We start from the raw sequence: 26,950 nt of genomic DNA, 5'->3' as shown, positions 1-26,950 counted from the left end.
ACTTGTTGTCCCTTTTTTCTTTATCCTTTCACACATACGCCTTTTCTGGAGGCGGCGTGTGTGGTACAATACAACAGGAAACGGAACAGAATGCGGGGTGGCATGGATGGCAAAGACAAAACCCGGCGCGGAAGAAGCTCCCGGGCAGGCCGTGATCGAGTGGTACGAGGCTTTGGTCTCGGCGCTGGTGGTGATGGTGCTGCTGTTCTCCTTCTTTTTCCGCATCATCCAGGTGGACGGCGGCTCGATGAACCCCACCCTCTGGGATGGGGATAAGCTGGTGGTCTGGGGGGCGGGCTATACCCCCCAGCGGGGAGATGTGGTGATCGTGGACGATTACACCTCCTATGGCAGGCCGCTGGTCAAGCGGATCATCGCCAAAGGCGGGGACACCATCTCGATCGACTACACCGCCGGCACCGTCACCGTCAACGGCCAGCTGCTGCAGGAGGATTACATCGCGGAACCCACCTATTTGGGCTACGATGTGGAATTTCCCTATACTGTGCCCGAAGGGCAGCTGTTTTTGATGGGGGACAACCGCAATGCTTCGCTGGACAGCCGGTCTTCCAGCATCGGCTGCATTGCGGAAGAGGATATCCTGGGCAAAGTGCTGTTCTGCTTTTTGCCCCTGGAGGACGCAGGAGTGGTCAAGTGAAAAACGAAGAACTGCAATTTTCCAATCAATACAACATCCAGTGGTTTCCGGGGCATATGGCCCGGACCCTGCGGGTGATGGAACAGGAGATCCAGCATGTGGACGCCAGCCTGATCTTGCTGGACGCCCGCATCCCCCTGTCCAGCCTCAACCCGGAGATCGAGCGGATCACCGCCCGCAAGCCCCGGCTCTATGCCCTGAACAAGGCCGACCTGGCCGACCCGGCCGTCACCGAGGAGTGGATCCGCTATTTCCGCGCCGCCGACGCCGGATGCGTGGCCATCAACGCCAAGAGCAAGGGCGGGACCGCGGCGGTCCGCTCGGCCATCGAAAAGGAACTGTCCGGCCTTCTGGCCCGCCGGCAGGCCCGCGGCATGGGAGGCGCCAAGACCCAGATCATGCTGTGCGGCATCCCCAACGTGGGCAAATCCACCTTTATCAATACCTTTGCAGGGTCGGCCCGGGCCAAGGCGGCCGACCGCCCCGGCGTGACCAAGGGCAAGCAGTGGGTCTCGACCGAGAAGTTCGACCTGCTGGATATGCCCGGCGTGCTGTGGAAGAAATTTGATTCCAAGGCCATTGCCTCCAACCTCGCCTTCATCGGCTCCATCAAGGACGACATCCTGGATGTGGAGGAGCTGGCCATGAACCTGCTGGATGAGGTACGCTGCTACTATCCCGACCTGGTGGCCAGCCGCTACAAGCTGGACCAGGAGGCTCTGGCCCTGCCCCCCTACGACCTGCTGACCGCCATCGGCCGCCGGCGCGGCCTGCTGGTGCGGGGCGGCGAGGTGGATACCGAGCGGTGCGCCGTCATGCTGGTGGATGAGTTCCGGGCCTGCAAGTGGGGCCGGATCACGCTGGAGCGCCCGCCCCGCCGGGAAGACCCCGCAGAAGGGGAGGACCAGGGATGAAGCGCCGCACAGACGAGGAAATATCCCGTCCGCTGTACGAGTACGACAGCGCAGTGCGGGCCGAAAAGGGCTGCTTTGCAGGTGTGGACGAGGCGGGCCGGGGCCCTCTGTGCGGGCCGGTCTGCGTGGCCGCCTGCATCCTGGACCCGCAGGACCCGGTGTGGGGGATCAACGACTCCAAAAAGCTGACCGAGAAAAAACGGGAGGCTCTTTTTGAGGAGATCTGCCGGAAGGCTCTGGCTTACAGCATCGTTTTTGTGGGGCCGGAGGTCATCGACCGGGACAACATCCTCAAGGCTACCCTGGGCGGGATGCGGCAGGCTGTGGAGCAGCTGGACATCGTGCCCAACCTGGTGCTGGTGGACGGCAACCGCTGCCCCGAAGGGTTGGCCATGCCCGCGCAGCCTGTGGTCAAAGGGGATGCCACCAGCGCCAGCATCGGCGCGGCGTCCATCCTGGCCAAGGTCAGCCGGGACCGCTATATGGCCGAGCTGGACCGCCAATATCCTCAGTACCAGCTGGCCAAACACAAGGGCTATCCCACCAAACTCCACTATGAGCTGATCGCCCGGTACGGCATCCAGTCTTTTTACCGCCGCAGCTTTTTGAAAAAGCAGGGCTATTGGCCGGAGGACAAGTGATGGACCGGGCCGAAACGGGCCGCCGGGGCGAGCGGGCCGCAGCCCGCTATTACATCCAACAGGGCTGTACCCTGCTGGCCCACAACTATGCCATCCGGCAGGGGGAACTGGATCTGGTGCTCAAAGACCCGGAGGGCACCATCATCGTCTGCGAGGTCAAGACCCGCACCAACCCCCAGGCGGTCTGCCGGCCCGCCCAGTCGGTGACCAAAGCCAAGCAGCGGCGGATCATCCGGACGGCTGCCTTCTATCTGCAACAGACTGGCCAGAGCGAATGCCTGGTCCGGTTCGATGTGGCCGAGGTGACCCCTCTGCCAGGGGGGCGCTGGATGGTACATATTATAAAACGCGCATTTGAAGCCAGATGACCCGGGCGCTATCCACCGGATACGCCCCAGGAGCGAAAAGGAGCGATTGACAATGCAGTTTTTCAGCACAAGAGACGCGGCCCGGCAGGTGTCCGCCTCGCAGGCCATCGTCCAGGGCCTGTCGGATGAGGGCGGCCTGTTCGTGCCCCAGTCCTTCCCCCAGGTGGATGTGCAGGCGGTCTGCCAGCTGGAGTATCCGGCCATGGCGGCGGCTGTCCTGCGGGAATACCTCACCGATTACGACCCGGCTTTCCTGGCCCGGGCGGCGGCCGAGATCTATGGCGCCGCCTTTGCGGGCAAAGCGGGTTTCCTGGCCCCGGTGGAAGGGGATACCTGGGCTCTGGAGCTGTGGCACGGGCCTACCTGCGCATTCAAGGATTATGCCTTGCAGTTGATGCCCAAGCTGCTGGTGGAGGCCAAGCGCAATCTGGGCCGCACCGAAAAGACCCTGATCCTGGTGGCCACCAGCGGGGACACCGGCAAGGCCGCTCTGGACGGCTACCACGACGTTCCCGGGGTGGAGATCGCGGTGTTCTATCCCACCGGCGGCACCAGCGAGATCCAGCGGCTGCAGATGGCCACCCAGCAGGGGGACAATGTGGCGGTGTATGCGGTGCGGGGCAACTTTGACGATGCCCAGACCGGGGTCAAGCGGGTGTTTGCAGATAAGCAGATCGCAGAGCAGCTGGCCGGCCAGAACATCCGCCTGTCCAGCGCCAATTCCATCAACTGGGGACGGCTGGTGCCCCAGATCGTCTATTATTTTGCGGCCTATGCCCAGCTGCTCAAGGCAGGGAAGGTGGCCATGGGCGATCCGGTGGACTTCTGCGTGCCCACCGGCAACTTCGGCGACATCCTGGCGGGCTACTATGCCAAACGGATGGGCCTGCCCGTGGGCCGGCTGGTCTGTGCGTCCAATAAAAATAACGTCCTGACCGACTTTTTGAACACAGGCGTCTACACCGCCCGGCGCGCTTTCTTCAAGACCAGTTCCCCCAGCATGGACATCCTCGTCTCCTCCAACCTGGAGCGGCTGCTGTACCATGTGACGGGCAGCGACACCGAGGTGGCCGCCCTGATGGCCCGGCTGAGCCAGACGGGCAGCTACACCGTCCGCTCCGAGACGCTGGCCGCCATCCAGGAGACCTTCTCCTGCGGCTATGCCGAGGAGGATCAGGTGGCCGGGGAGATCCGCGCCCGCTGGCAGCAGGACGGTTATCTCTGCGACACCCACACGGCGGTGGCCTTCCATGTGGCACGGCAGAACAAGCGGGCAGGGGTGCCCATGGTGGTGCTGTCCACCGCATCCCCCTTCAAGTTCCCCCGCAGCGTCCTGGCCGCCCTGGGCCAGCGTGCCCCCGAGAACGACTTTGAGGCCATGGGCCTGCTGGAGCAGGCCACCGGCCGCACCGCCCCGGCCAGCCTGGCCGGCCTGCGGGGCAAGGCCGAGCGCTTCGACGCCGTCATCGACCCGGAACAGATCGCGGCGGTCGCTCTGGGCTATCAAATTTAAATAAAACCGGTGTGCCTTGCCGCACACCCTGGAACAGGAGAGACCGATGGCACTTTTTGTGCTGGGCGACACCCACCTATCCCTGGGCGCCGCCAAACCCATGGACGTATTCCCCGGATGGGGCGGCTATGTGGAAAAGCTGGAGGCCAACTGGCGCAAGCTGGTCAAGCCGGAGGATACGGTGGTACTGGCAGGGGACATCAGCTGGGCCATGCGCCTGACCGATACTCGCCGGGACTTCGCCTTTCTGAACAGCCTGCCCGGCCAGAAGCTCATCATGAAGGGCAACCACGACTATTGGTGGGCCACCGCCAACAAGATGAACGCTTTTTTCAAGGCCGAGGGCTTTGATACGCTGCATCTGCTGCACAACAACTCCTATACGGTGGATGGCTGTGCCTTGTGCGGCACCCGGGGCTGGCTGTTCGATGTGGGGGAACCCCACGATGAAAAGGTGATGAACCGGGAGATCGGCCGCCTGCGGCTGAGCCTGGACGCCGCCGAACCGGGCCTGGAAAAGCTGGCCTTCCTGCATTACCCGCCGGTGTACACCAACGCGGATGCCCCCGAGATCGTGGCGGTGCTGAAGGAATACGGGGTGCGACGGTGCTTTTACGCCCACCTGCACGGCAAAGCCATCCGTTTTGCGGTGCAGGGCGAGGTGGACGGCATCCGCTATAAGCTCGTCAGCGCCGACGGACTGCACTTCTGTCCGTATAAAATCACATGAAACGGGCAGGGCGCAGGGGAAAAATCCCAAAATGTGAAAAAACAGCTGGCATTTATGCACTGAACGTGTTATAATAAACGCTGACGCGATTGTCGTACCCAAAGGCGCGTGCGCCCTTTGAGAAGTAGATGGGCGCGCGGCGCAGATGCGGGGAGAGGATTCCTCTGCCCCAGCACCAATATTTGAGCGGAGGAAAATCAAATGAATCTTATCAAGTGTGAAAAGCTCGAAAAGAGCATGGCAGAGCTGCAGTTTTCCATCGATGCAGACACCTACAAGAATGAGGTCCTGAAGGTCTTCAAGACCGAGGGCAAGAAGTATGCCGTCCCCGGCTTCCGCAAGGGCAAGGCGCCCCGCCACCTGATCGAGCGGATGTACGGCCCCGATGTGTTCACCTACGACGCCATCAACAACCTCTTCCCCAGCGAGTTTGAGGCTGCGGTCAAAGAGGCCGGCATCGAGCCTGTGGGCCGTCCCGAGGTGTCGGTGGATTCGGCCAGCGACGACCAGGGCGCTGTCCTGACCGTCAAGGTCGCCGTCAAGCCCGAGGTCAAGCTGGGCGCATATGCCGGTCTGACCGTGGAAAAGACGGTCCATACTGTACAGGAGTCGGCTGTGGAGGCCGAACTCAAGCGTGTGCAGGAGCGCAACGCCCGCGAGCTGACCCGTGAGGGCGCCGCTCAGAACGGCGATATCGTGGACATCGACTTCGAGGGCTTCACCGACGGTGTGGCTTTTGAGGGCGGCAAGGCCGAGCACTATCACCTGACCCTGGGCAGCGGCAGCTTCATTCCCGGCTTCGAGGATCAGATCGTGGGCCACAGCGCCGGCGAGGAGTTCGACGTCAACGTCACCTTCCCCGAGCAGTACCAGGCCGATGAGCTGGCCGGCAAGCCCGCTGTGTTCAAGATCAAGCTGCACGAGGTCAAGTACAAGGAGCTGCCCCCTCTGGACGACGAGCTGGCCAAGGACTGCTCCGAGTACGACACCCTGGAGGAGTTCAAGGCATCCATCCGCAAGGCCGACCAGGAGCAGCTGGACAAGCAGGATGACCTGGCTGTGGAGAACGCTCTGGTGGATCAGGTCATCGGCGGCATGGAGGCTGAGATCCCCCAGGCTATGTATGACACCCGCATGGACGAGCTGGTCAACGACTTTGCGTTCCGTGTGGAGCAGCAGGGCCTGAGCCTGGAGAACTACCTGAAGTATATGGGCCAGACCATGGAGCAGTTCCGCGCTTCCTTCATGCCCCAGGCTGAGAAGCAGGTCAAGATCCGCCTGGCCCTGGAGGCTGTGGCCGCCGCTGAGAACATCGCTGCATCCGAGGAGGATGTGGACGCTGAGATCAAGCGGATCGCAGACCAGTACAAGATGGAGGAGAGCAAGGTCCGCGAGCTGGTCAACATGGACGAGCTGAAGAAGGACCTGGCTGTCAACAAGGCCATCGACTTCATCAAGAGCCACGCCAATATCGTGGAGAAGGCCGCTGAGGCCGAAGAGGCTGCCGACGCCGAGTGATCGGACCGGCCGGGGTCATAAGCCGGGATGAAGCGCGCAGCTGCGCCGCTTTTGGCCTGTGCACAAGTTGTTGAAATTGACCGATGCGGCGGTTTGAGGGCCGCATCGGTCAATTTTGCAAAAAGAACGAAATCGAATTTGATTTTCAGGAGGCGAACTGTAATGAGTTTTGTTCCTTATGTTGTAGAGCAGACGGCCCACGGAGAGCGCTCGTATGATATCTTCTCCCGTCTGCTGAATGACCGCATCATCGTGCTCAGCGAGGATGTCAACGACACCTCGGCAAGCCTGGTGGTTGCCCAGCTGCTGTACCTGGAGGGGCAGGACCCGGACAAGGACATCAGCCTGTATATCAACAGCCCCGGCGGTTCCATCAGCGCGGGCATGGCCATCCATGACACCATGCGCTATATCAAGTGCGACGTCTCTACCATCTGCATGGGGATGGCCGCTTCGATGGGCGCGTTCCTGCTGGCCAGCGGCACCAAGGGCAAGCGCATCGCACTGCCCAACTCCGAGATTCTGATCCACCAGCCCCTGATCGCCGGCGGGCAGGGCGGCGGCCTGTCGGGCCAGGCCACCGACATCAAGATCCACGCCGACCACATCGTCTATCTGCGCGACAAGATCAACGGCCTGCTCAGCGAATACACCGGCCAGCCCATCGAGCGGGTGCGCCAGGACACCGAGCGGGACAACTATATGACCGCCCTGCAGGCCAAGGAATACGGCCTGGTGGACGAGGTGATCGCCTCCCGCTGAGGATCGGGCGGCCTTGAGCGCAGAAACGCAGAATAAAGGAAAATACAGCTATGGCAAATAACAATTCCGGCAGAGACAAAAACGAAAAAGACCTTGTTTGCAGCTTCTGCGGCAAGCACCAGGACGAAGTCGAGCGGATGATCATTGGCCCCGGCGTCAACATCTGCAGCGAGTGCATCGGCCTGTGCTATGACCTGCTGTCTGACAAGCCCGACCGCTCCAGCGGCAATCGGCCGGGCCGCGGCGCTTCCAGCGCCCGGGGCCGCATCCAGCCGGCTGCGGTGGCGCCGGTCAACATCATGACCCCCGAGGAGATCAAGGAGGGGCTGGACCAGTATGTCATTGGCCAGGACGACGCCAAACGCGTGCTGTCGGTGTCGGTCTACAACCACTACAAGCGGATCATGAGCGGCAAGGGCAACGACGTGGAGCTGCAAAAATCCAACGTGCTGCTGCTGGGTCCCTCCGGCGTGGGCAAGACCCTGCTGGCCCAGACCCTGGCCCGGATGCTGGGCGTGCCCTTCGCCATCGCGGACGCCACCACCTTGACCGAGGCGGGCTATGTGGGCGAGGATGTGGAGAACATCCTGCTCAAGCTGATCCAGGCGGCGGACTTTGACGTCCAGCGCGCCCAGATCGGCATCATCTATATCGACGAGATCGACAAGATCACCCGCAAAAGCGAGAACCCCTCCATCACCCGGGACGTGGGCGGCGAGGGCGTGCAGCAGGCGCTGCTCAAGATCCTGGAGGGCACGGTCAGCAACGTGCCTCCCCAGGGCGGCCGCAAGCATCCCCAGCAGGAGTTCATCCAGATCGACACCACCAACATCCTGTTCATCTGCGGCGGCGCCTTCGATGGGCTGGATAAGTACATCCAGCGCCGCACCGACAATTCGGCCCTGGGCTTCGGCAGCACCCTGAAGGACAATTCTTCCGACGCCCAGAAGGCCCTGCTGCGGAAGGTGGAGCCCCACGATCTGGTCAAGTTCGGCCTGATCCCCGAGCTGATCGGACGCCTGCCCGTCATCACCGTCCTGGATGACCTGGACGAGGAGACCCTGGTGCGGGTGCTGAAAGAGCCCAAGAACAGCCTGGTCAAGCAGTACAAGGCGCTGCTTGGCATGGACAATGTGGAGCTGGAGTTCACCGACGAGGCCCTGCGCGCCATCGCACGCAAGACCATCGAGCGCAAGAGCGGGGCCCGCGGCCTGCGCAGCGTGATGGAGAACCTGCTGATGCCTGTGATGTACGCTGTGCCCAGCGACCCCACCATCGTCCGCGTGACCATCGATCAGGATACGGTGGAGGGCGGGGAAGCCCACATGGAATACGGCGCAGTCCGCAAGCGGTATAAAAATCAGATCTCGGTGAGCTGAGGCCCGCCGCCAGATCGGAGGCGTGCCGGCATCCGGTACGCCGGGCCCGGAGGGGGCATAAGTCCCCGCCGGGCTTTTTTCGTGTAAAATTCTTGTTTCTCAAAGCAAAGTGTACTATAATAATAAAGTCTGGGATCATGCCGGCCCGGCCGGCTGATGGTGTCCGGCCCCCCGCTTTCTCTGGCAGGGGAGCGGCCTGGGGCGCATCCGGCGCGCACGGATGCGGTGAAGATACGGCAACCGAAAGTATAGTAAAGGAGTAAGCGAAATGGCAAATTATCTGGAGATGAGCACCGAAGAGCTGAAGGAGGAGGAGCGCAAGCTGCGCGCCGCCTATCAGAATTTCAAGGGCATGGGCCTGAATCTGAATATGGCCCGCGGCAAGCCCGGCCCCCACCAGATGGACCTGGCGATGGACCTGTTCAAGACCACCGACTACACCGCTGCGGACGGCACCGACGCCCGCAACTACGGCAACCTGGAGGGCCTGTACGAAGCCCGGGAGCTGTTTGGCGAGGTGATGGGCGTCAAGCCCGAAAACGTCTTTGTGGGCGGCAACTCCAGCCTGCAGCTGATGTATTTCCTGGTCAGCATCGGCTATACCTTCGGTTTCCCGGAGTCGCCCTGCCCCTGGTCCCAGGTGGACCGCCCCAAGTTCCTCTGCCCGGTGCCCGGCTATGACCGCCACTTCCGCATCACCGAGGAGTTTGGGATCGATATGATCAACGTCCCCATGACCCCGGAAGGCCCGGATATGGACATGGTGGAGAAACTGGCCGCCGAGGACCCCACCATCAAGGGCATCTGGTGCGTGCCGCAGTATTCCAACCCCGACGGCTACACTTACAGCGACGAGACGGTGCGCCGTTTTGCCTCGATGAAGACCGCCGCCCCCGATTTCAAGATCTTCTGGGATGAGGCCTACATCGTCCACCACCTGACCGACGAGATCATCGAGACCCCGGTGCTGCTGGAGGAGAGCAAGCCCTACGGCAACGAGGACCGCGTGTTCATGTTCACTTCCACCAGCAAGATCACCTTCCCCGGAGCGGGCGTCTCGGCTCTGGCCTGCAGCGACCGGATGATGAAGTACGTCTGCAAGCGCTTTGAAGTGATGATCATCAGCTACGACAAGATGAACCAGCTGCGCCATGTGCGCTTTTTGAAGAACAAGGCGGGCGTGCTGGCCCATATGCTCAAGCACCGCCGCCGTCTGGTGCCCTGCTTCGACGCGGTCAAGACCACCTTTGCCCAGAAGCTGACCCCCTGCGGGGACATCGCCCACTGGACCGACCCCAAGGGCGGCTACTTCATCAGCCTGTATGTGATGCCCGGCTGCGCCAAGCGGGTGGCCCAGCTGTGCAAGGAGGCGGGCCTGGTGCTGACCGGCGCCGGCGCGGCCTTCCCCTATGGCAAGGATCCCGAGGATTCCCACCTGCGCATCGCCCCCACCTATCCCAGCCTGAGCGAGGTGGAGCAGGCCTCGGAGCTGCTGACCGTCTGCACCCGGCTGGCCACGGTGGAGCACCTGCTCCAGAACCAGGGCTGATGCCCCGACACTGCTTTTGGCCTGTCATTGGAACCGGCAGGCGGAAAGAATAAATTGGGAGGTTTCCGAGAATTTATGAAGACAAAAGGCAGAGCATGGCATCTCATCGCTGCGGTGCTGTTGATCCTGGCGTTCGCGTTCACCGCATTCTTCGGCGTTTCGGCCAAATACGGTGACGTGACCACCACCTACATCAAGGGCGTCCGGGATATCCGCTTTGGCGTGGACATCAAGGGCGGCGTCAATGTGACCTTCCTGCCGTCGGGGGACTTCGATGCCACCGACGAGCAGCTGGACGCGGCCCAGTCGGTCATCGAGAACCGCCTGGTGGCCCTGAACATCACCGACTATGAGCTGTATGCAGACTACAACCAGGACAGCCTGATCCTGGAGTTCCCCTGGCAGTCGGACGAGACCGCCTTTGACCCCGAGGCTGCCATCCAGGAGATCGGCACCACCGCATACCTGACCTTCCGGGAAGGGAGCAGCGCCGACGGCGCGCTGATCCTGGACGGCTCCAGCGTGGAGAACGCCACCGCCCAGTACGGCCCGGTGACCGACGGCGGCGCGTCCGAATACTTTGTGGCGCTGGAATTTGACAGCGAAGGCGCCCAGGCCTTTGGGGATGCCACCACCCGCCTGTACCAGGAGGGCGGCACCATCAGCATCTGGCTGGACGACCAGAACATCAGCGTGGCCACCGTCAACTCGGCCATCACCGACGGGCAGGCGGTCATCACAGGCTCCGGCTTCACCCGGGATGATGTGGTCACCCTGGCCCGCCAGATCAATTCGGGCGCACTGCCCTTTGCCCTGACGGTGGACAGCTATTCCACCATCAGCCCCACCCTGGGCGAGAACAGCCTGGAAGCCATGGTGTTCGCCGGCATCATCGCCTTCATCGTGGTCTTTGCCATCATGACGGTGATGTACCGTCTGCCCGGCGTGCTGGCCTGCGTGGGCCTGCTGGGCCAGGTGGCCGCCACTCTGGCGTTCGTCTCGGGTTATTTCCCGGTGTTCAACAGCTTTACCCTGACTTTGCCCGGCATCGCGGGCATCATCCTGGCCATCGGCATGGGCGTTGACGCCAACGTCATCACCGCCGAGCGCATCAAGGAGGAGCTGCGCAACGGCAAATCCCTGCCCGGCGCGCTGAAGTCCGGCTTTGCCCGGGGCCTGACCCCCGTCATCGACGGCAATGTGACCATCGTCATTGTAGCTGTGGTCCTGATGGGCGCTTTCGGTCCCACCGACGGCATCTTTGCCCGCCTGCTGAATTTTGTGTTCTTCCCCTTTGGCGCATCCACCGCGGGTACCATCTACGCCTTCGGCTACACCCTGCTCACCGGCGTTCTGCTCAACTTTGTGTTCGGTGTCTTTGGCACCCGCGTGATGATCTGGGGCGCTTCGGCCATCAAGGCTCTGCAGAACCCCTGGCTCTACGGCGCGGATCGGGAGAAGAAGGAGCCCCGGCAGATCGACTTTGTGGGCAAGCGGAAGGCTTTCCTGACCTTCTCCTCCTGCCTGATGGCGGCCATCGTTCTGTGCGCGGTGGTGCTGGGGGTCCAGATGGATACCGAGTTCACCGGCGGCGCCATGATCACCCTGAGCTACCAGGGCCAGGCAGACCTTGGCTTGGTGGAGCAGGCGGCCGAGCAGGCTCTGGACAACACCAACCTGACCCTGCAGACCGGCGAGAACGTGGCCACCGGCGAGGCAACCCTCAAGATCTCCCTGCCGGGCAGCGAGACGGTCACCACCGACCAGGTGTCGGCCCTGCTGGACAGCCTGGCGGCCAGCTGCTCCGATAACCAGTTCGCCCAGCTGTCCCTGAGCAACGTCAGCCCGGCCATGGGCACGCGCTTTTTGCAGAAGAGCCTGGTGGCGGTGGTCTTTGCCTTGGCGCTGATCCTGATCTACATCGCTTTCCGCTTCAAGAACATCGGCGGCCTGACCGGCGGCGCCATGGCCATCCTGGCCCTGGTCAACGACCTGATGGTGATTTTCGGCACCTTTGTGGTGCTGCGCGCTCCGCTGGACGGTAACTTCATCGCGGCCCTGCTCACCATCCTGGGCTACTCGGTCAACGACACGGTGGTCATCTACGACCGCATCCGTGAGAACCGCAAGCTGCTGGGCAAAAAGGCCCCCTTTGGCGATCTGGTCAACCAGTCCCTGAACCAGTCCCTCAAGCGCACCCTGATGACCAGCGTCACCACCGTGGCGGCCCTGGCTGTCATGTGTGTGGTTTCGGTGCTGTATGGCCTGGAAAGCATCTTTACCTTCGCGTTCCCCCTGATGATGGGCATGGTCAGCGGCGTGTACACCTCTTTGTGCGTGTCCACTTCCGCCTGGGTCTGCTGGAACGGCCGGAAGGAAAAGCAGAAGAAGTGAGCGCCGCCGCAGGCCGGCCCGCCACCCATGATTTGAGTACGGAGGACACCCTATGAAATGCCCTTACTGCGGCGGAGAAGAATCCAAGGTCATCGATTCCCGCCCCACCGAAGACGGAGAGCGGATCCGCCGCCGCCGGGAGTGCCTGGCCTGTCACAAGCGCTTTACCACCTACGAGGCCGTGGAGACGCTGCCCCTTATGGTGATCAAAAAGAACAACTCGCGGGAACCGTTCGACCGCCAGAAGGTCCTGAACGGGATGCTGCGCTCCTGCGCCCAGCGTCCTGTCAGCTACGAACAGCTCGAGACAGCGGTGAACAACATCGAGCAGGCCCTGCTCAGCGGCTACGACCGGGAGGTCAGCAGCGTGCAGATCGGTGAGCTGGCCATGCAGGAGCTGAAAAAGATCGACGAGGTCGCCTATGTGCGCTTTGCATCGGTCTACCGCCGCTTCGCAGACGTGGAGAGCTTTTTCACCGAACTGGAAAAACTGATGAAGGACCACAATTCCTGACCGCATCCAAAAGGCCGGCAGGGGAGAGCGTATCTCCTCCGCCGGCCTTTTTTGTTTTAAAGCCACCGCCGGGTCAGCCAGTCGATGTTCTCCACCTGGACCGAGGCCCGCCCCAGCTCCCCCAAAGCCTCCTCCTGGGCCCCTTCGTCCAGATGGCTGCCGGCAGCCTGCAGGCTGGCTTCCAATTCGATGAAGTCCCCGGTGCGCAGATAGAGCACGCTTTCCCGCCGCATCTGCCCGCACAGCCGGGCGCCCTGCCGGATGGCCTGCCGGGCCGCGGGGACGTCGTCCTGGTGCAGGGCCTCGGCGGCTGTCTCCAGCTGGAAGGAGAGCTGGTCCGCAAACAGGCGCACCCGGCGGGTGCTGTATCCGGTCAGCAGCAGGATGCCCGCCATCAGGGCAAGACAGACCCAGATCCGCTTCATCCGGCCGCCCCCTTTCCGCCGTCCCCGGGACGGCTTTCTTTTTTCAGCAGGAAATAGTCCTGGGTGTCGTTGCCCAACAGCACCAGGATCTGGTCCACCGGCAGACGGTGGGCTGCGGCCGTCTGTTCCAGCCAGGCGGCGTTCTTGCCGCAGGCGGTGAGGTTGTCGGTCAGCACCTGCCCGTCCACCACAAAGGGAAGGGTAGCCTTTTGCTGCTGGACCGCCAGCCCCAGGTCGGCCAGGGTGGGCGTCTCCTTGTCCGGCTTGCGTGCCACCGACAGGCTGCCATTGGTCTCGATGACGGCATAGGCTACGTCACGGGGGTCGTAGACGTCCTTGCCCCGCAACGCCTCCAGCAGGTCGGCGGCGGTCAGACGGAGCATCCGCAGGGCCTGCTGGTCGATCTGCCCGTTCAGGATGACGGTTTTGGGCCGTCCCGCCACCAGGTTGGAAAAGCGCTGGCTGTGGAAGCTGAGGACCGATCCCAGCAGCTCCAGTCCCGCGATCAGGAACAGGGGGATCAGGCTGGCCGTGATGGGCACCTCCTCCGACTCGATGGAGATGGACGCCAGATTGGAGATCAGCATGGTGGAGACCAGCTCCTCGGGCTGGAGTTCCCCCAGCTGCCGCTTGCCCATCAGCCGCATGGCGAACAGGACACAGAGATAGATCAGTATGGTGCGGAAGATCAGCAGTTTCAAGGCGTGGTGGCCTCCTTTCAGGGCGCAGGGTATGAATCCGCCGCCTTTCGGGCATACTGCCCTTGCAAGCAGCAGAAAGGATGGCGGTGCGAGATGCAGCAGCTTTCGGCCGATCTCAAGGAAAACCTGGCGGCCTTCGATACCATGTTTGGCCCTTCGGCGGATTATTATGCAAAGCAGATCTGCATTTGCGGCTGTCAGGCCGCCATTTTGCTGTTCGACAACATGGCCAGCCTGTCCACCTTGTGGACGATGGTGCTGGACGCAGTCAACCGGGAGGACCAGTTTACCGATTTCGAGGACTCGCCCGCTGCGGGCCGCCAGGTGTACGACCATCTGATGCACCACTCCGACCTGCCCGCCCAGAGCAGCCCGGTACAGACAGTGGAGGACGCCGTCACCCTGCTGACGGCGGGCTTTGCGGTGGTGCTGCTGGACGGCTGGGGACAGGGGGTGGCCTTTTCGGTCCAGAGCCTCAAGTTCCGCACCATCGGGGAACCGGCAGGGGAGGGCAACCTGCGGGGGAGCCGGGAAGGCTTTTCCGATCTGCTGCGGGTCAACCTCAGTCTGCTGCGCCGGCTGTTCCGCACCGACGGGCTGGTGATGGAGGTGGCTCAGGCCGATACCTCCATGAAGACCGAATACGCCCTGTGCTACCAGCGCGGCAAGGCGGATGAGCGGATGGTGGAGCAGGTACGCCGGGTGCTGCGCCAGGCCAAGCCCGAGATGCTGCTGGATTCCAGCTATTTCGTGCCCTGGCTGCTGCCGGTCAAATACCGCTTTTTCACACCCGTCAGCTATACCGAGCGCCCCGCCGTGGCGGCCGCCAAACTCTGTGAGGGCAAGATCGTCGTCCTGGTCAACGGCAGCCCCTCTGCCATGGTGCTGCCCGCCCTGTTTGCCGAGAATTTTGAATGCCTGGATGACTACGGCACCACGGCCTTTTTCTCCTCCTTTCTGCGGGTGATGAAATACGCCGCCTTCTATCTGACCATCTTTCTGCCGGGGGTCTTTGTCTGTCTGGCGGTGTACCTGCCGGAGCTCATCCCGCCCCAGCTGCTGTACAAGATCACCGCCGCCGAAAAAGGGACGCCTCTGCCCCTCTTTGCCGAGATGGTCATGGTCATCCTGATGCTGGAGATCATCCGGGAGGCGGGGCTGCGGATGCCGCAGTCCCTGGGCCATTCGGTCAGTTTGGTGGCGGCGCTCATCATCGGGGATGCGGCCATCGCCGCCGGCCTCATGAGCACTCCTGTCATCCTCACTGCCTGCATCACCTCGGTGGCGGTGTTCATCACCCCCTCCCTCTACGAGCCCGCCACTCTGCTGCGGCTTCTGGTGGTGGTAGCGGCCGGGCTGGCCGGGCCGGTGGGGCTGGCGGCGGTCTTTCTGGTGTTCCTGTTCAGCCTGTCGGGGGTATCGGCTTTGGGGGTGCCCTATCTGGCCCCCTATCCCTTCCCCCACAGGCCCCTGGCCGACGACGGTGTCATCCGGCGGGATTACCGCAAGATGTCCCGCAGGACCTTCAATATCTGGCAGAGGAGGGAATGAGATGCAGCAGGAAAAAGACAGGGGCTTTTCTCTGCCGGCGCTGGGGCTGGGAATGGTCACGGCCACCCTGGCCGGCAGCTTTTATGGCAAAGCAGGAGCTTACAGCGCGCGCAGCGTCCTGCTGCTGGGGCTTCTGAGCGCCCTGGCGCTGGCAGTGCTCTGCCGGATGTTTGCGCTTTGGGCCCAAAAGACCGGCCTGTTCGACGGGTCGGGCTTTTTGCCCCGTCTGGCGGGCTGGGGCTTTTTTCTCTGGTTCGGGGTGGAATTCGTCCGCACGGCCGTCACAGCCCAGACCGTCTGCCGGGAACACTTTGCCTCCAACGCGCTGATCGCGGTGCTGCCCTTGCTGCTGCTGGCCTCCTGGCAGCTGAACGCCGCCGCCCTGGACCGCGCAGCCCGGGCGCTCTGGTGGCTGCTGGCTGCCGGCGTTCTGGTCTGTCTGGCGGGGCTGTGGGACCAGATGAGCTGGCCGCGCCTGCTTGCGGACAGCCCCGCTCCGCTGCTGACAGACGGGTGGCCGCCGGCAGCCCTTTACCCGGAATATTTTGCCCTGCCTCTGCTGTGCACCGGGCAGGAAAGGCGGCGCGGCGCCTGGCTGCCCCTTTGGAGCTACCTGGCCCAGGCCGGCTACGCCTTTGTGCTGCAGCTGGTACTGGGGCGGATGGCAGGGTCCGGCTACACCGGCATCGAGCTGCTGCGGGCCTGGTCGCTGGGCTATTTTTCACGCCTGGATGCCTTGTTCCTGCTGGTGTGGCTGACGGCGGCGCTGTGGCGGCTGTGTATGCTGGCCTTTGTGCTGCGCACCCTCTGGCAGCGCAACACCGGGTAGAAAGACCCGGCTTCCGCCCAAAACCAAAATAAGGGAGCGTCAACGTGAGAAGAACAGGCCGTAAAAAAGCCCGTACCTGCCCGCTGGGCCGGTTGGGCATTTCTTATCTGCTGGTGGCCCTGACGGCCGCCTTGGGCTGGCTGTACAGCAGCCTGCCCGACCATATCCTACTGGAACCGGGCCAGACGCTGGCCCTGCCGCGGTTTTCCTATATCCAGCCTCTGGGCAGCGGCGGAGCGCGGAACGTGGTCAGCACCCGGACGGTGGGCAGCTACCAGGCCACCCTCTCGATCGGCGGCATATTTCCCGTCAAGCGGGTGCAGGCCGTGGTCACCCCGCGGCAGAGCGTCACCGTCTGCGGCACTCCCTTCGGGGTCAAGATGTTCTCGGAGGGAGCGCTGATCGTGGGCTTTACCGACCTCACCGACGACGCCGGCGCCCCGGTCAACCCGGCCAAAGCCGCGGGGCTGCGCCTGGGCGACCGTGTGATCTGCATCGGGGACACCCCCACCGAGGGCAACGACGCCGTAAAAGCCGCCCTGGCTGCCGCCGCCGGACAGCCGGTGCGGGTGGTGTACGTCCGGGACGGGGAACAGCGTGAGGCCCGGCTCACCCCCTGCTGGGATGCCGCCGCCGGGGAATGGCGGGCGGGCATGTGGGTGCGGGATTCCTCTGCGGGGGTGGGGACCCTGACCTTCATCGACGAGGAAAAGGGGGTCTTTGCGGGCCTGGGCCACTCCATCAGCGACGGGGACACCGGCCAGAGCATTGCGCTGCGCAGCGGGGAGATCGTTCCCTGTGAGATCGTGGGCTGTGCCGTGGGCACCGCCGGCAGTCCCGGCGAGCTGAAGGGCAAGTTCATCGGCAGCCACGCCGTGGGCACCATTGCGATCAACGGGGAGAACGGCGTCTACGGGCAGACCCGGACCAGCTTCTCCGGCACCCGGATGGAAGTAGCCTTTGCCCAGGAGGTGACGGCGGGCCCGGCCCAGATCCTGACCACCATCCTGGGCCAGACCCCGCAGCTGTACGACGTGGAGATCGAGAAGGTGTCCGACGCGGAGGAGATCCGCAATATGGTCATCCATGTCACAGACCCTGACCTGCTGGGACAGACTGGGGGCATCGTCCAGGGGATGAGCGGCAGTCCCATCCTTCAGAACGGCAGGCTGGCGGGGGCGGTGACCCATGTGCTGGTCAACGATCCCACCCGTGGGTATGCCATCTTTGCCGAGACCATGCTGGCCCAGGCCGAGAGCCTGGAAGAAGAACCAGCCGCATAAGGGCGCCGGGCAGGGGAGCAGCAGCCCCCGGCCCGGCGCCTGCGCGGTTCTAAAGGGACAGGCCGGGCCATATAGTGTTGTAACCCCGGGCGACCGGGCCAAGGAGGTGGACAGAGATGGACGAGTATCAGCAGGCGGTGCAGGCGCTGCCGCCCTTTTTGAGCGGGCCGCTGGCCCGGGTGGGACCCCGGACTGCACAGCAGGTGCATGAAGTGCGGCTGCGGGCAGAGTGTCCGGTCTGGATGAACCTTTCGGGACGGCTTTGCCCGGCCGGACAGCTGCCCGGCTGCCCGGAAGAGCTGACCCGATTGCGGCCCACCCGGGATCAGCTGGAGGAAGCCCTTTATACCCTCTGCGGCAAGTCGGTGCACACCCACCAGGCGGAGCTGGCCCAGGGCTATCTCACCCTGCCCGGCGGGCACCGGGTGGGGGTGGGCGGGCGCTACCTGGACCACCCGGAAGAAGGGGTGGTGCTGCAGGAGGTGTATTCCCTGGATCTGCGGATTGCCCGGGCCAAAAAGGCGGTCCTGCCGCCCCGGCTGAAAACCCTGCTGGCCGGGCATTTTACCGGGCTTCTGGTGGCCGGGGAACCCGACAGCGGCAAGACCACCCTGCTGCGCGCCATGGCGGCCTTTCTGGCCGGGCTGGGCCGGGCGGTGGCCGTCATCGACCAGAGGGAGGAACTGTGGCCCCAGGGGCTGGCCGGACAGCAGCCGCCCCTGGACCGGATCGCCGGGCTGCCCAAAGAAAAGGCTCTGCAAATGGCCCTGCGGACCCTGGCCCCCCAGGTGGTGGTACTGGACGAGCTGGGCGGCATGGAGGAGGTGCGGGGGCTTGAGCAGGGGTTCTTTGGCGGGGCGGACTGCATTGCGAGCCTCCACGCCGCCAGCCTGGAGGAGGCGATGCGCCGTCCCCAGGTGGCATACATGATGCAGCAGAAGATGCTGCGGGCCGTGGTGGTGTTGGCCGGCCGGCAGGACCCCGGCCGGATCAGCGGGGTGCACTTGTTATGAGCGCCGCAGCATTGCGCTGGGCTGCCGCCGCCCTGCTGGCCGTCTGTGGTTTTTGCGCGGGGGACGCCCGCCGCCAGAAGCTGGCCCGGCGCCGCCGCACCCTGGAACAGACCATTGCCCTGCTGACCAGGCTGCGGCAGGAGATCGCCTACCGGCGCACGGACCTGGGACAGCTGTACCGCACCCTGGCAGACGAGTACAGCCCCGGGGACAGCCTGGGCCGGGCGATGAAAAAAGCAGAGTGCTTTGCCGGGATGCAGCCCCCCGCCGACCTGAGTTTGGAGGAAGCCGCCTGCTTTGCGGTCTGTTTTGGCCAGCTGGGCCGCACCGACGCCGGACGGGCCTGCGCCCAGCTGGATTATTACCTGCGGCGGTTCGGTGTATTTCTGGAAAAGGCCAGGGAGGAGGAGCGGCTTTCCGCCAGCATGGACCGGCGGCTGGGCCTGGCGGCCGGCGCCATACTGGGGCTGCTGGTGCTATAAAAAGCAAAGGAGATGACAGGGCTTTGGAGATCGATCTCGTTTTCAAAATCGCAGCCATCGGGATCATCGTGGCAGTGCTCAACCAGCTGCTGATCCGCTCGGGCCGGGAGGATCAGGCCATGATGACCACCTTGGCAGGGCTGGTGGTGGTCTTGTCCATGCTGGTGCAGCAGATCAGCGACCTGTTTGTGACCATCAAATCCCTGTTTGCCCTCTAGGCGGTGGCGCTGATGGAAGCGCTGCTGCCCACGCTGGGGCTGGCGGCAGCGGCGGCCCTATTGTACGGCCTGCTGCACCGGTCCGCCCCGGCCTTTGCCCTGCTGTTGTCGCTGGCGGCAGGGCTGGCCATCCTGGCCCGGCTGACCGCTGTCCTGCAGGGGATGGCCGCCGGCCTGACCGCCCTGGCAGGCCGGGTGGACGGCGTGGCCTTTACCAGCCTGCTGCGGTGCGCCGGGGTGCTGCTGCTGACCGATTATGCCTGCGCCGTGTGCAAGGAAGCCGAGGCCGAGGCCCTGGCCTGGTGCACGGCCTTTGCGGGGCGGGTGCTGACGTTGGCCGCGCTCTGGCCCCTGTTGGAGGAGGTCTGCAAAATGATATGGGAATGGACTGGTTGAAGCGCACGGCGCTGACAGCGGCGGCGGTCCTGCTGCTGGGCCTGGCTGCGCCCCGGGCCGCCGCGCTTGCCGCTGACCAGCAGGCCCTGCCCGGCCAGGAAAGCTGGCAGCCCTATCTGGACAGCGCCCCCGTCACCCTGGAGGATTTTGTGGAGGACCCGTGGCGGGCCGTCCGGGATATCCTGCCAGGGGACCTGGCCCAAACCATGCGGGATTCGGTGGCGGGCTATGCCCAGGTGCTGCTGTTTTTGCTGGTGGTGGTGCTGCTCTCCTTTTTTGCCCAGGAGGGCCGGGCCGACCTGCTGGACCTGGCGGCGGCAGGGGGCAGCGCCCTGCTGTGCTGGGCCGCCCTGGCCGCTCTGGCTCAAACGGTATGCGAAAAGCTGGAGGGGTGGCGGATGTTTCTGCTGGGCTTCATCCCCGTGTACGAAGGGGTCTTGATCGCCGGCGGCGAACCCACCGCGGCGGCGGCTGCCGGCGGGCTGTTCCTTACGGGGCTGTGCCTGCTGGCCCAGCTTCTTTGCAGCTGGGTGCCGCCGCTGCTCCATTGCTACCTTGCCCTCAGCACCGCCTGCTGCATCAGCACCGAGGCCGCTCTGGCCACAGCCTGCCGCAGCGTGGGACAGCTGTTCCGCAAGGGACTGGGCTGGGCCGGCCGGGCATTTGGGGCTCTGCTGGGGCTGCAGCGGGTCTTTACCGTCCAGCTGGACCGCACCAGCCAGCAGCTGGGCCAGCTGCTCACCGGTACGGTGCCCATCATCGGGCAGAGCCTCAGCGATGCGGCCGGCACGGTGCTCAGCGGGATGCAGCTGCTGAAAAGCGGGCTGGGCTTTGGCGCCATCGCTGTGCTGGCCGCCGAGTTCCTGCCCCTGTACATGATCCTGTTGGTCCATGCGGCGCTGCTGTTTGGCTGCGAGCTGCTGTGCAGCGCGGCAGGGATCAGCCGGTGCGCCGCCCTGTTCAACTGCCTGCGGGAAGCAGTGCAGGGCCTGGCGGCGGCCACGGCGCTGGTCTTTGGAATGGCGGTCCTGGGCACAGCCCTGCTGTTTGCGATGGGAGGCGGATGAAGGATGCAGCAGCTCAAGACGGCGGTGGCCGTATTCTGCACCGCCTGTATCTGCGCCGAACTGGTGGGACGGCTGCTGGGGGATGTGCGGGGCCGCCAGTGCATAAAAGCGGCGGCGGGGTTATATATCTTAGTAGCCCTTTTTCATGCCCTGCCCGACATCCGGGCCGGGGCGGCCGATCTGGTCCTGCCCCAGGTGACCGCTTCCTCCTACGGCACAGCGGAGGAGGCCATCCTCCGGCAGGCCGAACGGGACCTGTCCGCAGACCTGGCCCGGCAGCTGGCCGGACAGGAAGACCTGGACGTGACGGTGCAGGTCCGTCTCGAGCCCTCCGACGCCGGGGTCCGGGCCGCGTGGGTGCAGGTGACGGGATGCCCGCCCCAGGGCAGGGCGGCGGCCCAGCGGCTGCTCTGCGATGCCCTGGGCATCGGGGCAGAGGAGATCCAGTGGAGCGAAACGCCGGAAGGAGGATGAGACCATGGCTTGGCAGGAACGCCTGGCAGCCTGGCTGAAGGGCCAGAAGGAAAAGCCCCGGGCCGCCTCCCTGGCGGTGCTGCTGGGCACGGCGGCCATGCTGCTGATCCTGTGCAGCGAACTGTGGCCCGCCGCACCCCGACAGGCTTCTTCGCAGCAGGATGCGGCCGCTCCGGACGCCGAGGCATACCAGGCCCGGCTGGAGACCCGCCTGGCAGAGCTGATCGGCCAGATGGAGGGAGCCGGCCGGACCACCGTAATGATCACGCTGGAAAGCGGAGAGGAGAGGATCTATGCGCTGGACACCCAGACAGGCAGCGGCCAGAGCCAGCAGACCCACGTCCTTCTGGAGGATGGCTCCGCACTGGAGGAGACTACCTACCTGCCCACCGTCTGCGGGGTGGCCGTCCTGTGCGAAGGGGGCGGGGACGTGGGGGTGGAAGCGCGGATCACAGCGCTGGTATCGGCGCTGCTCGACGTGCCCGCCAACCGCATCTGCGTGGAGCAGCGCCAAAGCTGACCGCCGCCCCATCCATCATCGACTACTTAAGGGAGGGACCGTTCTATGAGAAACATCGCCAAAAACACCCGCCGTGCCACCGCTGTCACCCTGGCTGCCGCCCTGGCGGTGGCCTGCTATCTGAACTGGCAGTACGCCCAAACAGACCTGGACGCTTTGTCGGTGGAGACTGCCGCCTCCGCCGCTTCCCAGTCCGCGTCCTCTGAGCCGTCCGGCAAGGCCCGGATCACCGACGCGCTGCCCACCGAGGCGGAAGCGGCTTCTTCGGTGAGCAAAAACTATGGCGAAGCCCAGCTGGTCAGCGTGGCCAACGACACCGGCAGCCAGTTCTTCGACGAGGCCAGGCTCAAACGGGAAAAAGCCCACGACGAGGCGCTGGACACCATCCAGAAAACCCTGAAGGATTCCTCCCTGTCCGAACAGGAAAAGGCGGATTACACCGCCCAGATGACCGCCAATCTGGAGGACATCAACGCAGAAAACGAGATCGAGACCCTGATCAAAGCCAAAGGCTTTGCCGACTGTCTGTGCTTTTTGCAGTCAGGCCGGGCGGATCTGACCGTGATGACCTCGGGGGAGGCGCTGACCGCCGCCCAGGTGGCCCAGATCCGTGACATCGTGATGAGTAAAAGCAATGTGACTGCCCAGAATATCACTGTGGTGGAAGTCAAGTAAAAGGTGTTGTGAAAATGCAAAAAGGATGGTATAATAATTGCACAAGCAGTGATCCGGCCCCAAAGCGCGGCAGCCCGAGCCGGGCGCAAAACTGCAAAAAGGCTGTCCGCCCTGCGCAGCATAGCGGAGGCGGCAGGACCAGAGCAACGGCATCCAAATCGTGCCGGAATGAACGGAGGACCGTAGAATGGATATGCAGAATATGGATCTTATGGGCGGGAGCCTTCAGATCTCCACAGAGGTCATCGCAAAGATCGCGCGCTGCGCGGCGCTTGAGATCGAGGGTGTGGCCGAAGTCTCCTGCGGCAGGCAGCAGAGCAAAAAAACCAAAGAGCTGCTGGAGATGGTCAACATTCAGTCGCCGGTCACGGTGGAGATGCGGGAAGGCACGGCGGATATCACCCTGAACCTGGTGGTCCGCTTCGGCACCTGCATTCCGGTCATGGCCGAAAAGGTGCAGAAGAATGTGAAGAACGCGGTCCAGAATATGACCCGCGTCACCGTCAGCCGGGTCAACCTGATCATTGCGGGCCTGGCTGCCGAGCCGTCCGATCCGGCCGCGGAGTGACCGAAAGATCATAAAGAAAAACGACCTCTCTGCAGGTGTGCCTGCAGAGGGGAATTTGATTGTTGTGAGAGGAATACTATGGAAAATCAGATGTCCCGCCGCCAGGCCCGTGAAAATGCGTTCCTGCTGGCCTTTTCCCAGACGTTTGGCGAACTGCCCCTGGAGGACGCCCTGGAGGCCAACCGTGAAAATGATGAGGAGCGCCCGGTGGACGCCTTTGGCGCCTGCCTTCTGCGGGATTACTACGAACATTCGGCGGAGGTGGACGACCTGATCCGCGCCCATCTGCGGGGCTGGACCATGGAGCGCATCCCCCGTGTGACCATCACGGTGCTGCGTCTGGCCATCGCCGAGATGTTGTACGGTGCCGAGCACAAGCCCAGCGTCGCCATCAACGAGGCGGTGGAGCTGGCAAAAAAATACGGCGCAGATGAGGATTACCAGTTCGTCAACGGCCTGCTGGGCAGCATCGCCCGGGAGTCGGGCCTTACAGAGGACGAGGCCGGCGCGCAGGAGGAGCCTGTACAGCCGTGAGCTATACACTGGGCATTGATACCAGCAACTATGCGACCTCTCTGGCTGTCTTTGCCACAGCCGGGGAGGTCATTTGCGCAAAAAAGCGTTTTTTGCCGGTGAAGGAAGGGCAGCTGGGCCTGCGTCAGAGCGACGCGCTCTTTCACCACACCGCGGCCCTGCCCGCTATGCTGGCCGAACTGGGGACCGAATTCGACCTGACTTTGATCGACGCGGTGGGCGTATCCGAAAAGCCGCGTCCGGTGGAGGGCAGTTATATGCCCTGCTTTCTGGCAGGCGTTGGCGCCGGGCAGGCCTTTGCTCTGGGCCGGGGAGTGCCGCTGGTGCGCACCACCCACCAGCAGGGCCATGCGGCGGCGGCTCTTTTTGCGGCCAAAGGGGAGGAGCTGTTCCGCCGGCAGGTGCTGCTGTTCCACATTTCGGGGGGCACCACCGACCTGCTGCTGTGCGACCAGGTGCGCCAGATCCGGCAGCTGGGCACCAGCACCGATCTTTACGCCGGACAGGCCGTGGACCGTCTGGGGGTAAAGCTGGGCTTTGCCTTCCCGGCGGGGGCCGAGGTGTCCCGGCTGGCCGCCCAGTGCCCCGATGCGATCCGGCCCAAGTCCAGCGTCCGGGGGATGGATTGCAGTCTCTCGGGGCTGGAGAACCAGTGCGGCGCCCTGCTGGCCCAGGGCAAAAGCCCTGCCTATGTCTGCAAATACTGCCTGCTCTGCGTGGCGGACACGGTGGTCCGGATGACCCGGGCCGCTCTGGAGCAGTATCCCGGGCTGCCGGTGGTCTGCGCCGGCGGCGTCATGAGCAGCGATATCATCCGGGACTGGGTGCAGCAGCGCCTGCCCTCGGTGCTGTTTGTGCCGGCACAATACGCAAGCGACAACGCCATCGGGGTGTCGCTGCTTGCAGCGCGGGAGGCGGGCCTATGGCTGAAGTGATCACCGTGACCGCCCTGAACCGGTACGTCAAGACGCTGCTGGACCACAACGACCTGCTGTACGATGTGGCCCTGCGGGGAGAGATCGCAAACTTTGTCCAGAACGCCAAGAGCGGGCACTGCTACTTTTTCCTGCGGGACGGGCAGTGCAGCGTCAAGGCGGTGATGTTCCGCTCGGACGCCCGCCAGCTGGCCTTCCGCCCCCAGGACGGGATGCAGGTGGTGGTCCGCTGCCGGGTCACCCTGTATGAGCGGGACGGCGCATTCCAGGTCTATGTCAACGCCATGTTCCCGGACGGTGTGGGAGAGGCCCAGCTGGCCCTGGAACAGCTCAAGGCCAAATTGCAGGCAGAGGGACTGTTTGCCCCCGAGCACAAAAAGCCCCTGCCCGCTTTCCCCCAGAGGATCGGGCTGGTCACCAGCCGCACCGGCGCGGCGCTGCAGGACATCAAGAACGTCATCGCACGCCGGTGGCCTGCAGTGCGGCTGCTGCTGTGCCCGGTGAATGTCCAGGGCTTTGAAGCGGCAGGGGAGATCGCGGCGGCCATTGCCAGGCTGGACAAAGCCGGGGTGGATGAGATCATCGTGGCCCGGGGCGGCGGCAGCCGGGAGGACCTGTGGGTCTTCAATGCCGAAGCCATCGCCCGGGCGGCCTACCGCTGCAAAACGCCCCTGATCAGCGCCATCGGCCATGAGATCGACTACACCATTTTGGACTTTGTGGCCGACCAGCGGGCCCCCACCCCTTCGGCTGCCGCCGAACTGGCCGTGCCGGACCGGCAGGTGCTGCGGGCAAGGCTGTACGAATTGGAAGAAAATATGCATCGAAATATGCAAAAACGCCGGGATTTATGCTATAATACTTGCAAAGCCTATGCGGATGCCCTGGCCGGAGACCTGCCGCGGCAAAAACTGCGCCGGGGCAGAGAGCAGCTTTCGGCCCTCTGCGGAGCGCTGCAGGCGGGCAGCCGGGCGAGCTGGAGCGAAAAAGACCGCCGGTTCCGCCACGCCGCAGCCCTGGCAGCCTCGCTCAGCCCCTATCAGGTGCTGGCGCGGGGTTATGCCATGGTGGCCGGGGCAGACGGCAAGATCCGTCAGGCGGACCAGCTGGCCCCGGGCGATACCATCCGGCTGGTGGCGGCGCACCGCCGCGCGCAGTGCCTGGTGACGGCAGTGGAGGAGACCGATGAAAGCACCCAAAACATTTGAAGAGGGGATGGCCCGCCTTGAGGACATCCTTGCCAGAATGCAGAGCGACGAAACCACCCTGGCCGAATCGGTCAAACTGTATGCCGAAGCGGCCGGCCTGGTGGAATATTGCAGCAGGACCCTGGATAAAACGTCCCTGCAAATCGACGAGATCAGCGGCCGGATGGCTGCTGCAAACACAGCCCCTGGAGGGCAGGATGCGGAACAGAACGTGGAGGAACAGGCATGAACTATCAGCAACAGTATGACGCTTACCTGGCCCGGGCCAAGCGGGCCCTGGAGGAGGCCTGCCGGCGGTATCTGCCGGCGGAATCGCAGGTGTGCCAGGCGGCCCGATACAGCCTGATGGGCGGAGGCAAGCGGATGCGGGCGGTGCTTGTGCTCAGTGTCTGTGATATGCTGGCGGGAGACAGCGCTGCGGCCGAACAGTTTGCGGCGGCTGTGGAGATGCTGCACTGCTACTCCCTGATCCACGACGATCTGCCCTGCATGGATGACGATGACCTGCGCCGGGGCCGGCCCTCCTGCCACAAGGCTTTTGGAGAGGCCGCGGCCCTGCTGGCCGGCGATGTGCTGCTGACCGAAGCCTTTGAGGCGGCGGCCCAGGCCCCCGCTTCGCCGGAGGTCTGCCTGCAGGCGGTCCAGGCGCTGAGCCGGGGCGCGGGCAGCTGCGGCATGGTCTATGGCCAGGAGCTGGATCTGAAGTACGAGGTGCTGGACACCACCGAGAGCCAGCTGCTGCAGATCCACCGGAACAAGACCGGCGCTTTGATCAACGCGGCCGTCCAGATGGGCGCTGCGGCGGCCGGCGCCGATGCAGCCCAGCGTGAGGCTCTGGAGCAGTACGCCTATGGCCTGGGGCTGATGTTCCAAATCGTGGACGACGTGCTGGACGCCACCGCTACCACGGAGCAGCTGGGCAAGCCTGCCGGCAGCGACCGGGCCAACGGCAAGACGACCTTTGTCACGCTGTACGGCCCCGACGGCGCCATGACGCTGGCCCAGCAGGTGAACCAGGATACCTGCGAGGCGGTGCGCACCGCCTTTGGGGACAAGGCTGCTTTTCTGGAGCAGCTGGCTTCGGCCATGCTGGAACGCCGCAGCTGAGGACAGGCCAAAACACAGGAAAGA

At 64.0% G+C, this 26,950-nt stretch carries 31 protein-coding genes; 29 read left to right on the top strand and 2 right to left on the bottom strand.

Annotation, left to right across the window (positions count from 1 at the left end; genetic code table 11):
* Window positions 1-106: 106 nt before the first annotated feature.
* The 12 genes from lepB (at window position 107) to nrdR (ending at window position 12,940) form a co-directional block, all read left to right on the top strand.
* Complete coding sequence (lepB, locus tag B5G12_RS03195; protein WP_087323755.1) at window positions 107-658, top strand: signal peptidase I; 552 nt, start codon at window positions 107-109, stop codon at window positions 656-658.
* Entirely contained in the window at window positions 655-1,572 is a 918-nt protein-coding gene (gene ylqF, locus B5G12_RS03190; RefSeq protein WP_087323753.1) for a ribosome biogenesis GTPase YlqF, read from the top strand. Before lepB ends, ylqF begins: the two co-directional genes overlap by 4 nt.
* A complete protein-coding gene (gene rnhB, locus B5G12_RS03185; RefSeq protein ID WP_087323751.1) occupies window positions 1,569-2,213 on the top strand; it encodes a ribonuclease HII in 645 nt (214 codons plus the stop codon). The genes ylqF and rnhB overlap by 4 nt, the downstream gene beginning before the upstream one ends.
* Entirely contained in the window at window positions 2,213-2,581 is a 369-nt protein-coding gene (locus B5G12_RS03180) for a YraN family protein (RefSeq protein ID WP_087323749.1), read from the top strand. Before rnhB ends, B5G12_RS03180 begins: the two co-directional genes overlap by 1 nt.
* A gap of 52 nt (window positions 2,582-2,633) precedes the next feature.
* Complete coding sequence (thrC, locus tag B5G12_RS03175) at window positions 2,634-4,094, top strand: threonine synthase (RefSeq protein WP_204245654.1); 1,461 nt, start codon at window positions 2,634-2,636, stop codon at window positions 4,092-4,094.
* Window positions 4,095-4,140: 46 nt separating this feature from the next.
* Window positions 4,141-4,824: a metallophosphoesterase gene (locus tag B5G12_RS03170; RefSeq protein WP_087323745.1), complete on the top strand. Its 684-nt coding sequence runs from the start codon at window positions 4,141-4,143 to the stop codon at window positions 4,822-4,824.
* A gap of 201 nt (window positions 4,825-5,025) precedes the next feature.
* Window positions 5,026-6,342 (top strand): trigger factor, encoded by a 1,317-nt coding sequence (gene tig, locus B5G12_RS03165; RefSeq protein ID WP_087323743.1) that lies wholly within the window; start codon window positions 5,026-5,028, stop codon window positions 6,340-6,342.
* Window positions 6,343-6,504: 162 nt separating this feature from the next.
* Window positions 6,505-7,104, top strand: coding sequence for an ATP-dependent Clp protease proteolytic subunit (locus B5G12_RS03160; RefSeq protein ID WP_087228676.1), 600 nt, complete (start codon window positions 6,505-6,507; stop codon window positions 7,102-7,104).
* Between the two features lie 50 nt (window positions 7,105-7,154).
* Complete coding sequence (gene clpX, locus B5G12_RS03155; protein ID WP_087228674.1) at window positions 7,155-8,483, top strand: ATP-dependent Clp protease ATP-binding subunit ClpX; 1,329 nt, start codon at window positions 7,155-7,157, stop codon at window positions 8,481-8,483.
* Between the two features lie 268 nt (window positions 8,484-8,751).
* The gene (locus B5G12_RS03150; protein ID WP_087228672.1) at window positions 8,752-10,032 is read left to right on the top strand and encodes an aspartate aminotransferase type Ic; all 1,281 of its coding nucleotides are present in this window, start codon (window positions 8,752-8,754) and stop codon (window positions 10,030-10,032) included.
* A 75-nt stretch (window positions 10,033-10,107) separates the two neighbouring features.
* Window positions 10,108-12,426 (top strand): protein translocase subunit SecF, encoded by a 2,319-nt coding sequence (secF, locus tag B5G12_RS03145; protein WP_087323741.1) that lies wholly within the window; start codon window positions 10,108-10,110, stop codon window positions 12,424-12,426.
* Between the two features lie 52 nt (window positions 12,427-12,478).
* Window positions 12,479-12,940: a transcriptional regulator NrdR gene (nrdR, locus tag B5G12_RS03140; protein ID WP_087228668.1), complete on the top strand. Its 462-nt coding sequence runs from the start codon at window positions 12,479-12,481 to the stop codon at window positions 12,938-12,940.
* Between the two features lie 56 nt (window positions 12,941-12,996).
* Here nrdR and B5G12_RS14705 read toward each other — a convergent pair whose 3' ends face one another.
* Together B5G12_RS14705 and B5G12_RS03130 are read right to left on the bottom strand one after the other, a co-directional pair.
* Window positions 12,997-13,365 carry a DUF4363 family protein gene (locus B5G12_RS14705; RefSeq protein ID WP_087228666.1) on the bottom strand — a complete coding sequence of 123 codons (369 nt, stop codon included), beginning with the start codon at window positions 13,363-13,365 and terminating at the stop codon, window positions 12,997-12,999.
* Window positions 13,362-14,066: a DUF421 domain-containing protein gene (locus tag B5G12_RS03130; protein WP_087323739.1), complete on the bottom strand. Its 705-nt coding sequence runs from the start codon at window positions 14,064-14,066 to the stop codon at window positions 13,362-13,364. The genes B5G12_RS14705 and B5G12_RS03130 overlap by 4 nt, the downstream gene beginning before the upstream one ends.
* Window positions 14,067-14,159: 93 nt before the next feature.
* Between B5G12_RS03130 and B5G12_RS03125 the strand changes: the two genes are divergently transcribed.
* The 17 genes from B5G12_RS03125 to B5G12_RS03045 all read left to right on the top strand — a co-directional run bounded on the left by B5G12_RS03125 (window position 14,160) and on the right by B5G12_RS03045 (window position 26,926).
* On the top strand, window positions 14,160-15,617 hold the full coding sequence (locus B5G12_RS03125; RefSeq protein ID WP_087323737.1) for a spore germination protein: 1,458 nt from the start codon (window positions 14,160-14,162) through the stop codon (window positions 15,615-15,617).
* A 1-nt stretch (window position 15,618) separates the two neighbouring features.
* Window positions 15,619-16,446 carry a hypothetical protein gene (locus B5G12_RS03120; protein ID WP_087323735.1) on the top strand — a complete coding sequence of 276 codons (828 nt, stop codon included), beginning with the start codon at window positions 15,619-15,621 and terminating at the stop codon, window positions 16,444-16,446.
* Between the two features lie 44 nt (window positions 16,447-16,490).
* Window positions 16,491-17,729, top strand: a complete 1,239-nt coding sequence (gene spoIVB / locus B5G12_RS03115; RefSeq protein WP_242955906.1) for a SpoIVB peptidase — start codon at window positions 16,491-16,493, stop codon at window positions 17,727-17,729.
* 116 nt (window positions 17,730-17,845) lie between these two features.
* Window positions 17,846-18,742, top strand: coding sequence for an ATPase, T2SS/T4P/T4SS family (locus tag B5G12_RS03110; protein WP_087323733.1), 897 nt, complete (start codon window positions 17,846-17,848; stop codon window positions 18,740-18,742).
* Window positions 18,739-19,224: a stage III sporulation protein SpoIIIAB gene (gene spoIIIAB / locus B5G12_RS03105; protein WP_087323731.1), complete on the top strand. Its 486-nt coding sequence runs from the start codon at window positions 18,739-18,741 to the stop codon at window positions 19,222-19,224. Before B5G12_RS03110 ends, spoIIIAB begins: the two co-directional genes overlap by 4 nt.
* 23 nt (window positions 19,225-19,247) lie before the next feature.
* Window positions 19,248-19,442, top strand: a complete 195-nt coding sequence (gene spoIIIAC, locus B5G12_RS03100) for a stage III sporulation protein AC (RefSeq protein ID WP_087228655.1) — start codon at window positions 19,248-19,250, stop codon at window positions 19,440-19,442.
* A 12-nt stretch (window positions 19,443-19,454) separates the two neighbouring features.
* Entirely contained in the window at window positions 19,455-19,838 is a 384-nt protein-coding gene (locus B5G12_RS03095) for a SpoIIIAC/SpoIIIAD family protein (RefSeq protein ID WP_087228652.1), read from the top strand.
* On the top strand, window positions 19,820-20,905 hold the full coding sequence (locus tag B5G12_RS03090; protein WP_087323730.1) for a stage III sporulation protein AE: 1,086 nt from the start codon (window positions 19,820-19,822) through the stop codon (window positions 20,903-20,905). Before B5G12_RS03095 ends, B5G12_RS03090 begins: the two co-directional genes overlap by 19 nt.
* Before the next feature lie 3 nt (window positions 20,906-20,908).
* Entirely contained in the window at window positions 20,909-21,379 is a 471-nt protein-coding gene (locus tag B5G12_RS03085) for a hypothetical protein (RefSeq protein WP_087323727.1), read from the top strand.
* 4 nt (window positions 21,380-21,383) lie between these two features.
* On the top strand, window positions 21,384-21,899 hold the full coding sequence (locus B5G12_RS15065; protein ID WP_275532636.1) for a SpoIIIAG-related protein: 516 nt from the start codon (window positions 21,384-21,386) through the stop codon (window positions 21,897-21,899).
* 45 nt (window positions 21,900-21,944) lie between these two features.
* Window positions 21,945-22,574 carry a SpoIIIAH-like family protein gene (locus B5G12_RS03075; RefSeq protein ID WP_087228646.1) on the top strand — a complete coding sequence of 210 codons (630 nt, stop codon included), beginning with the start codon at window positions 21,945-21,947 and terminating at the stop codon, window positions 22,572-22,574.
* 187 nt (window positions 22,575-22,761) lie between these two features.
* Complete coding sequence (locus B5G12_RS03070) at window positions 22,762-23,142, top strand: Asp23/Gls24 family envelope stress response protein (RefSeq protein WP_087323725.1); 381 nt, start codon at window positions 22,762-22,764, stop codon at window positions 23,140-23,142.
* A 78-nt stretch (window positions 23,143-23,220) separates the two neighbouring features.
* Window positions 23,221-23,676, top strand: a complete 456-nt coding sequence (gene nusB, locus B5G12_RS03065; protein ID WP_087228642.1) for a transcription antitermination factor NusB — start codon at window positions 23,221-23,223, stop codon at window positions 23,674-23,676.
* Complete coding sequence (locus B5G12_RS03060; RefSeq protein ID WP_087228640.1) at window positions 23,673-24,611, top strand: tRNA (adenosine(37)-N6)-threonylcarbamoyltransferase complex transferase subunit TsaD; 939 nt, start codon at window positions 23,673-23,675, stop codon at window positions 24,609-24,611. The genes nusB and B5G12_RS03060 overlap by 4 nt, the downstream gene beginning before the upstream one ends.
* Complete coding sequence (gene xseA / locus B5G12_RS03055) at window positions 24,599-25,819, top strand: exodeoxyribonuclease VII large subunit (protein ID WP_087323723.1); 1,221 nt, start codon at window positions 24,599-24,601, stop codon at window positions 25,817-25,819. The genes B5G12_RS03060 and xseA overlap by 13 nt, the downstream gene beginning before the upstream one ends.
* Window positions 25,797-26,048 carry an exodeoxyribonuclease VII small subunit gene (gene xseB / locus B5G12_RS03050; protein WP_242955904.1) on the top strand — a complete coding sequence of 84 codons (252 nt, stop codon included), beginning with the start codon at window positions 25,797-25,799 and terminating at the stop codon, window positions 26,046-26,048. The genes xseA and xseB overlap by 23 nt, the downstream gene beginning before the upstream one ends.
* Window positions 26,045-26,926, top strand: coding sequence for a polyprenyl synthetase family protein (locus B5G12_RS03045; RefSeq protein ID WP_087323722.1), 882 nt, complete (start codon window positions 26,045-26,047; stop codon window positions 26,924-26,926). The genes xseB and B5G12_RS03045 overlap by 4 nt, the downstream gene beginning before the upstream one ends.
* Window positions 26,927-26,950 lie beyond the last annotated feature (24 nt).

It is taken from the genome of Faecalibacterium sp. An58 (assembly GCF_002161515.1).
GTDB classification, from domain to species: Bacteria; Bacillota; Clostridia; order Oscillospirales; family Ruminococcaceae; genus Faecalibacterium; species Faecalibacterium avium.
This window is presented reverse-complemented; position numbering and strand designations above follow the sequence as displayed.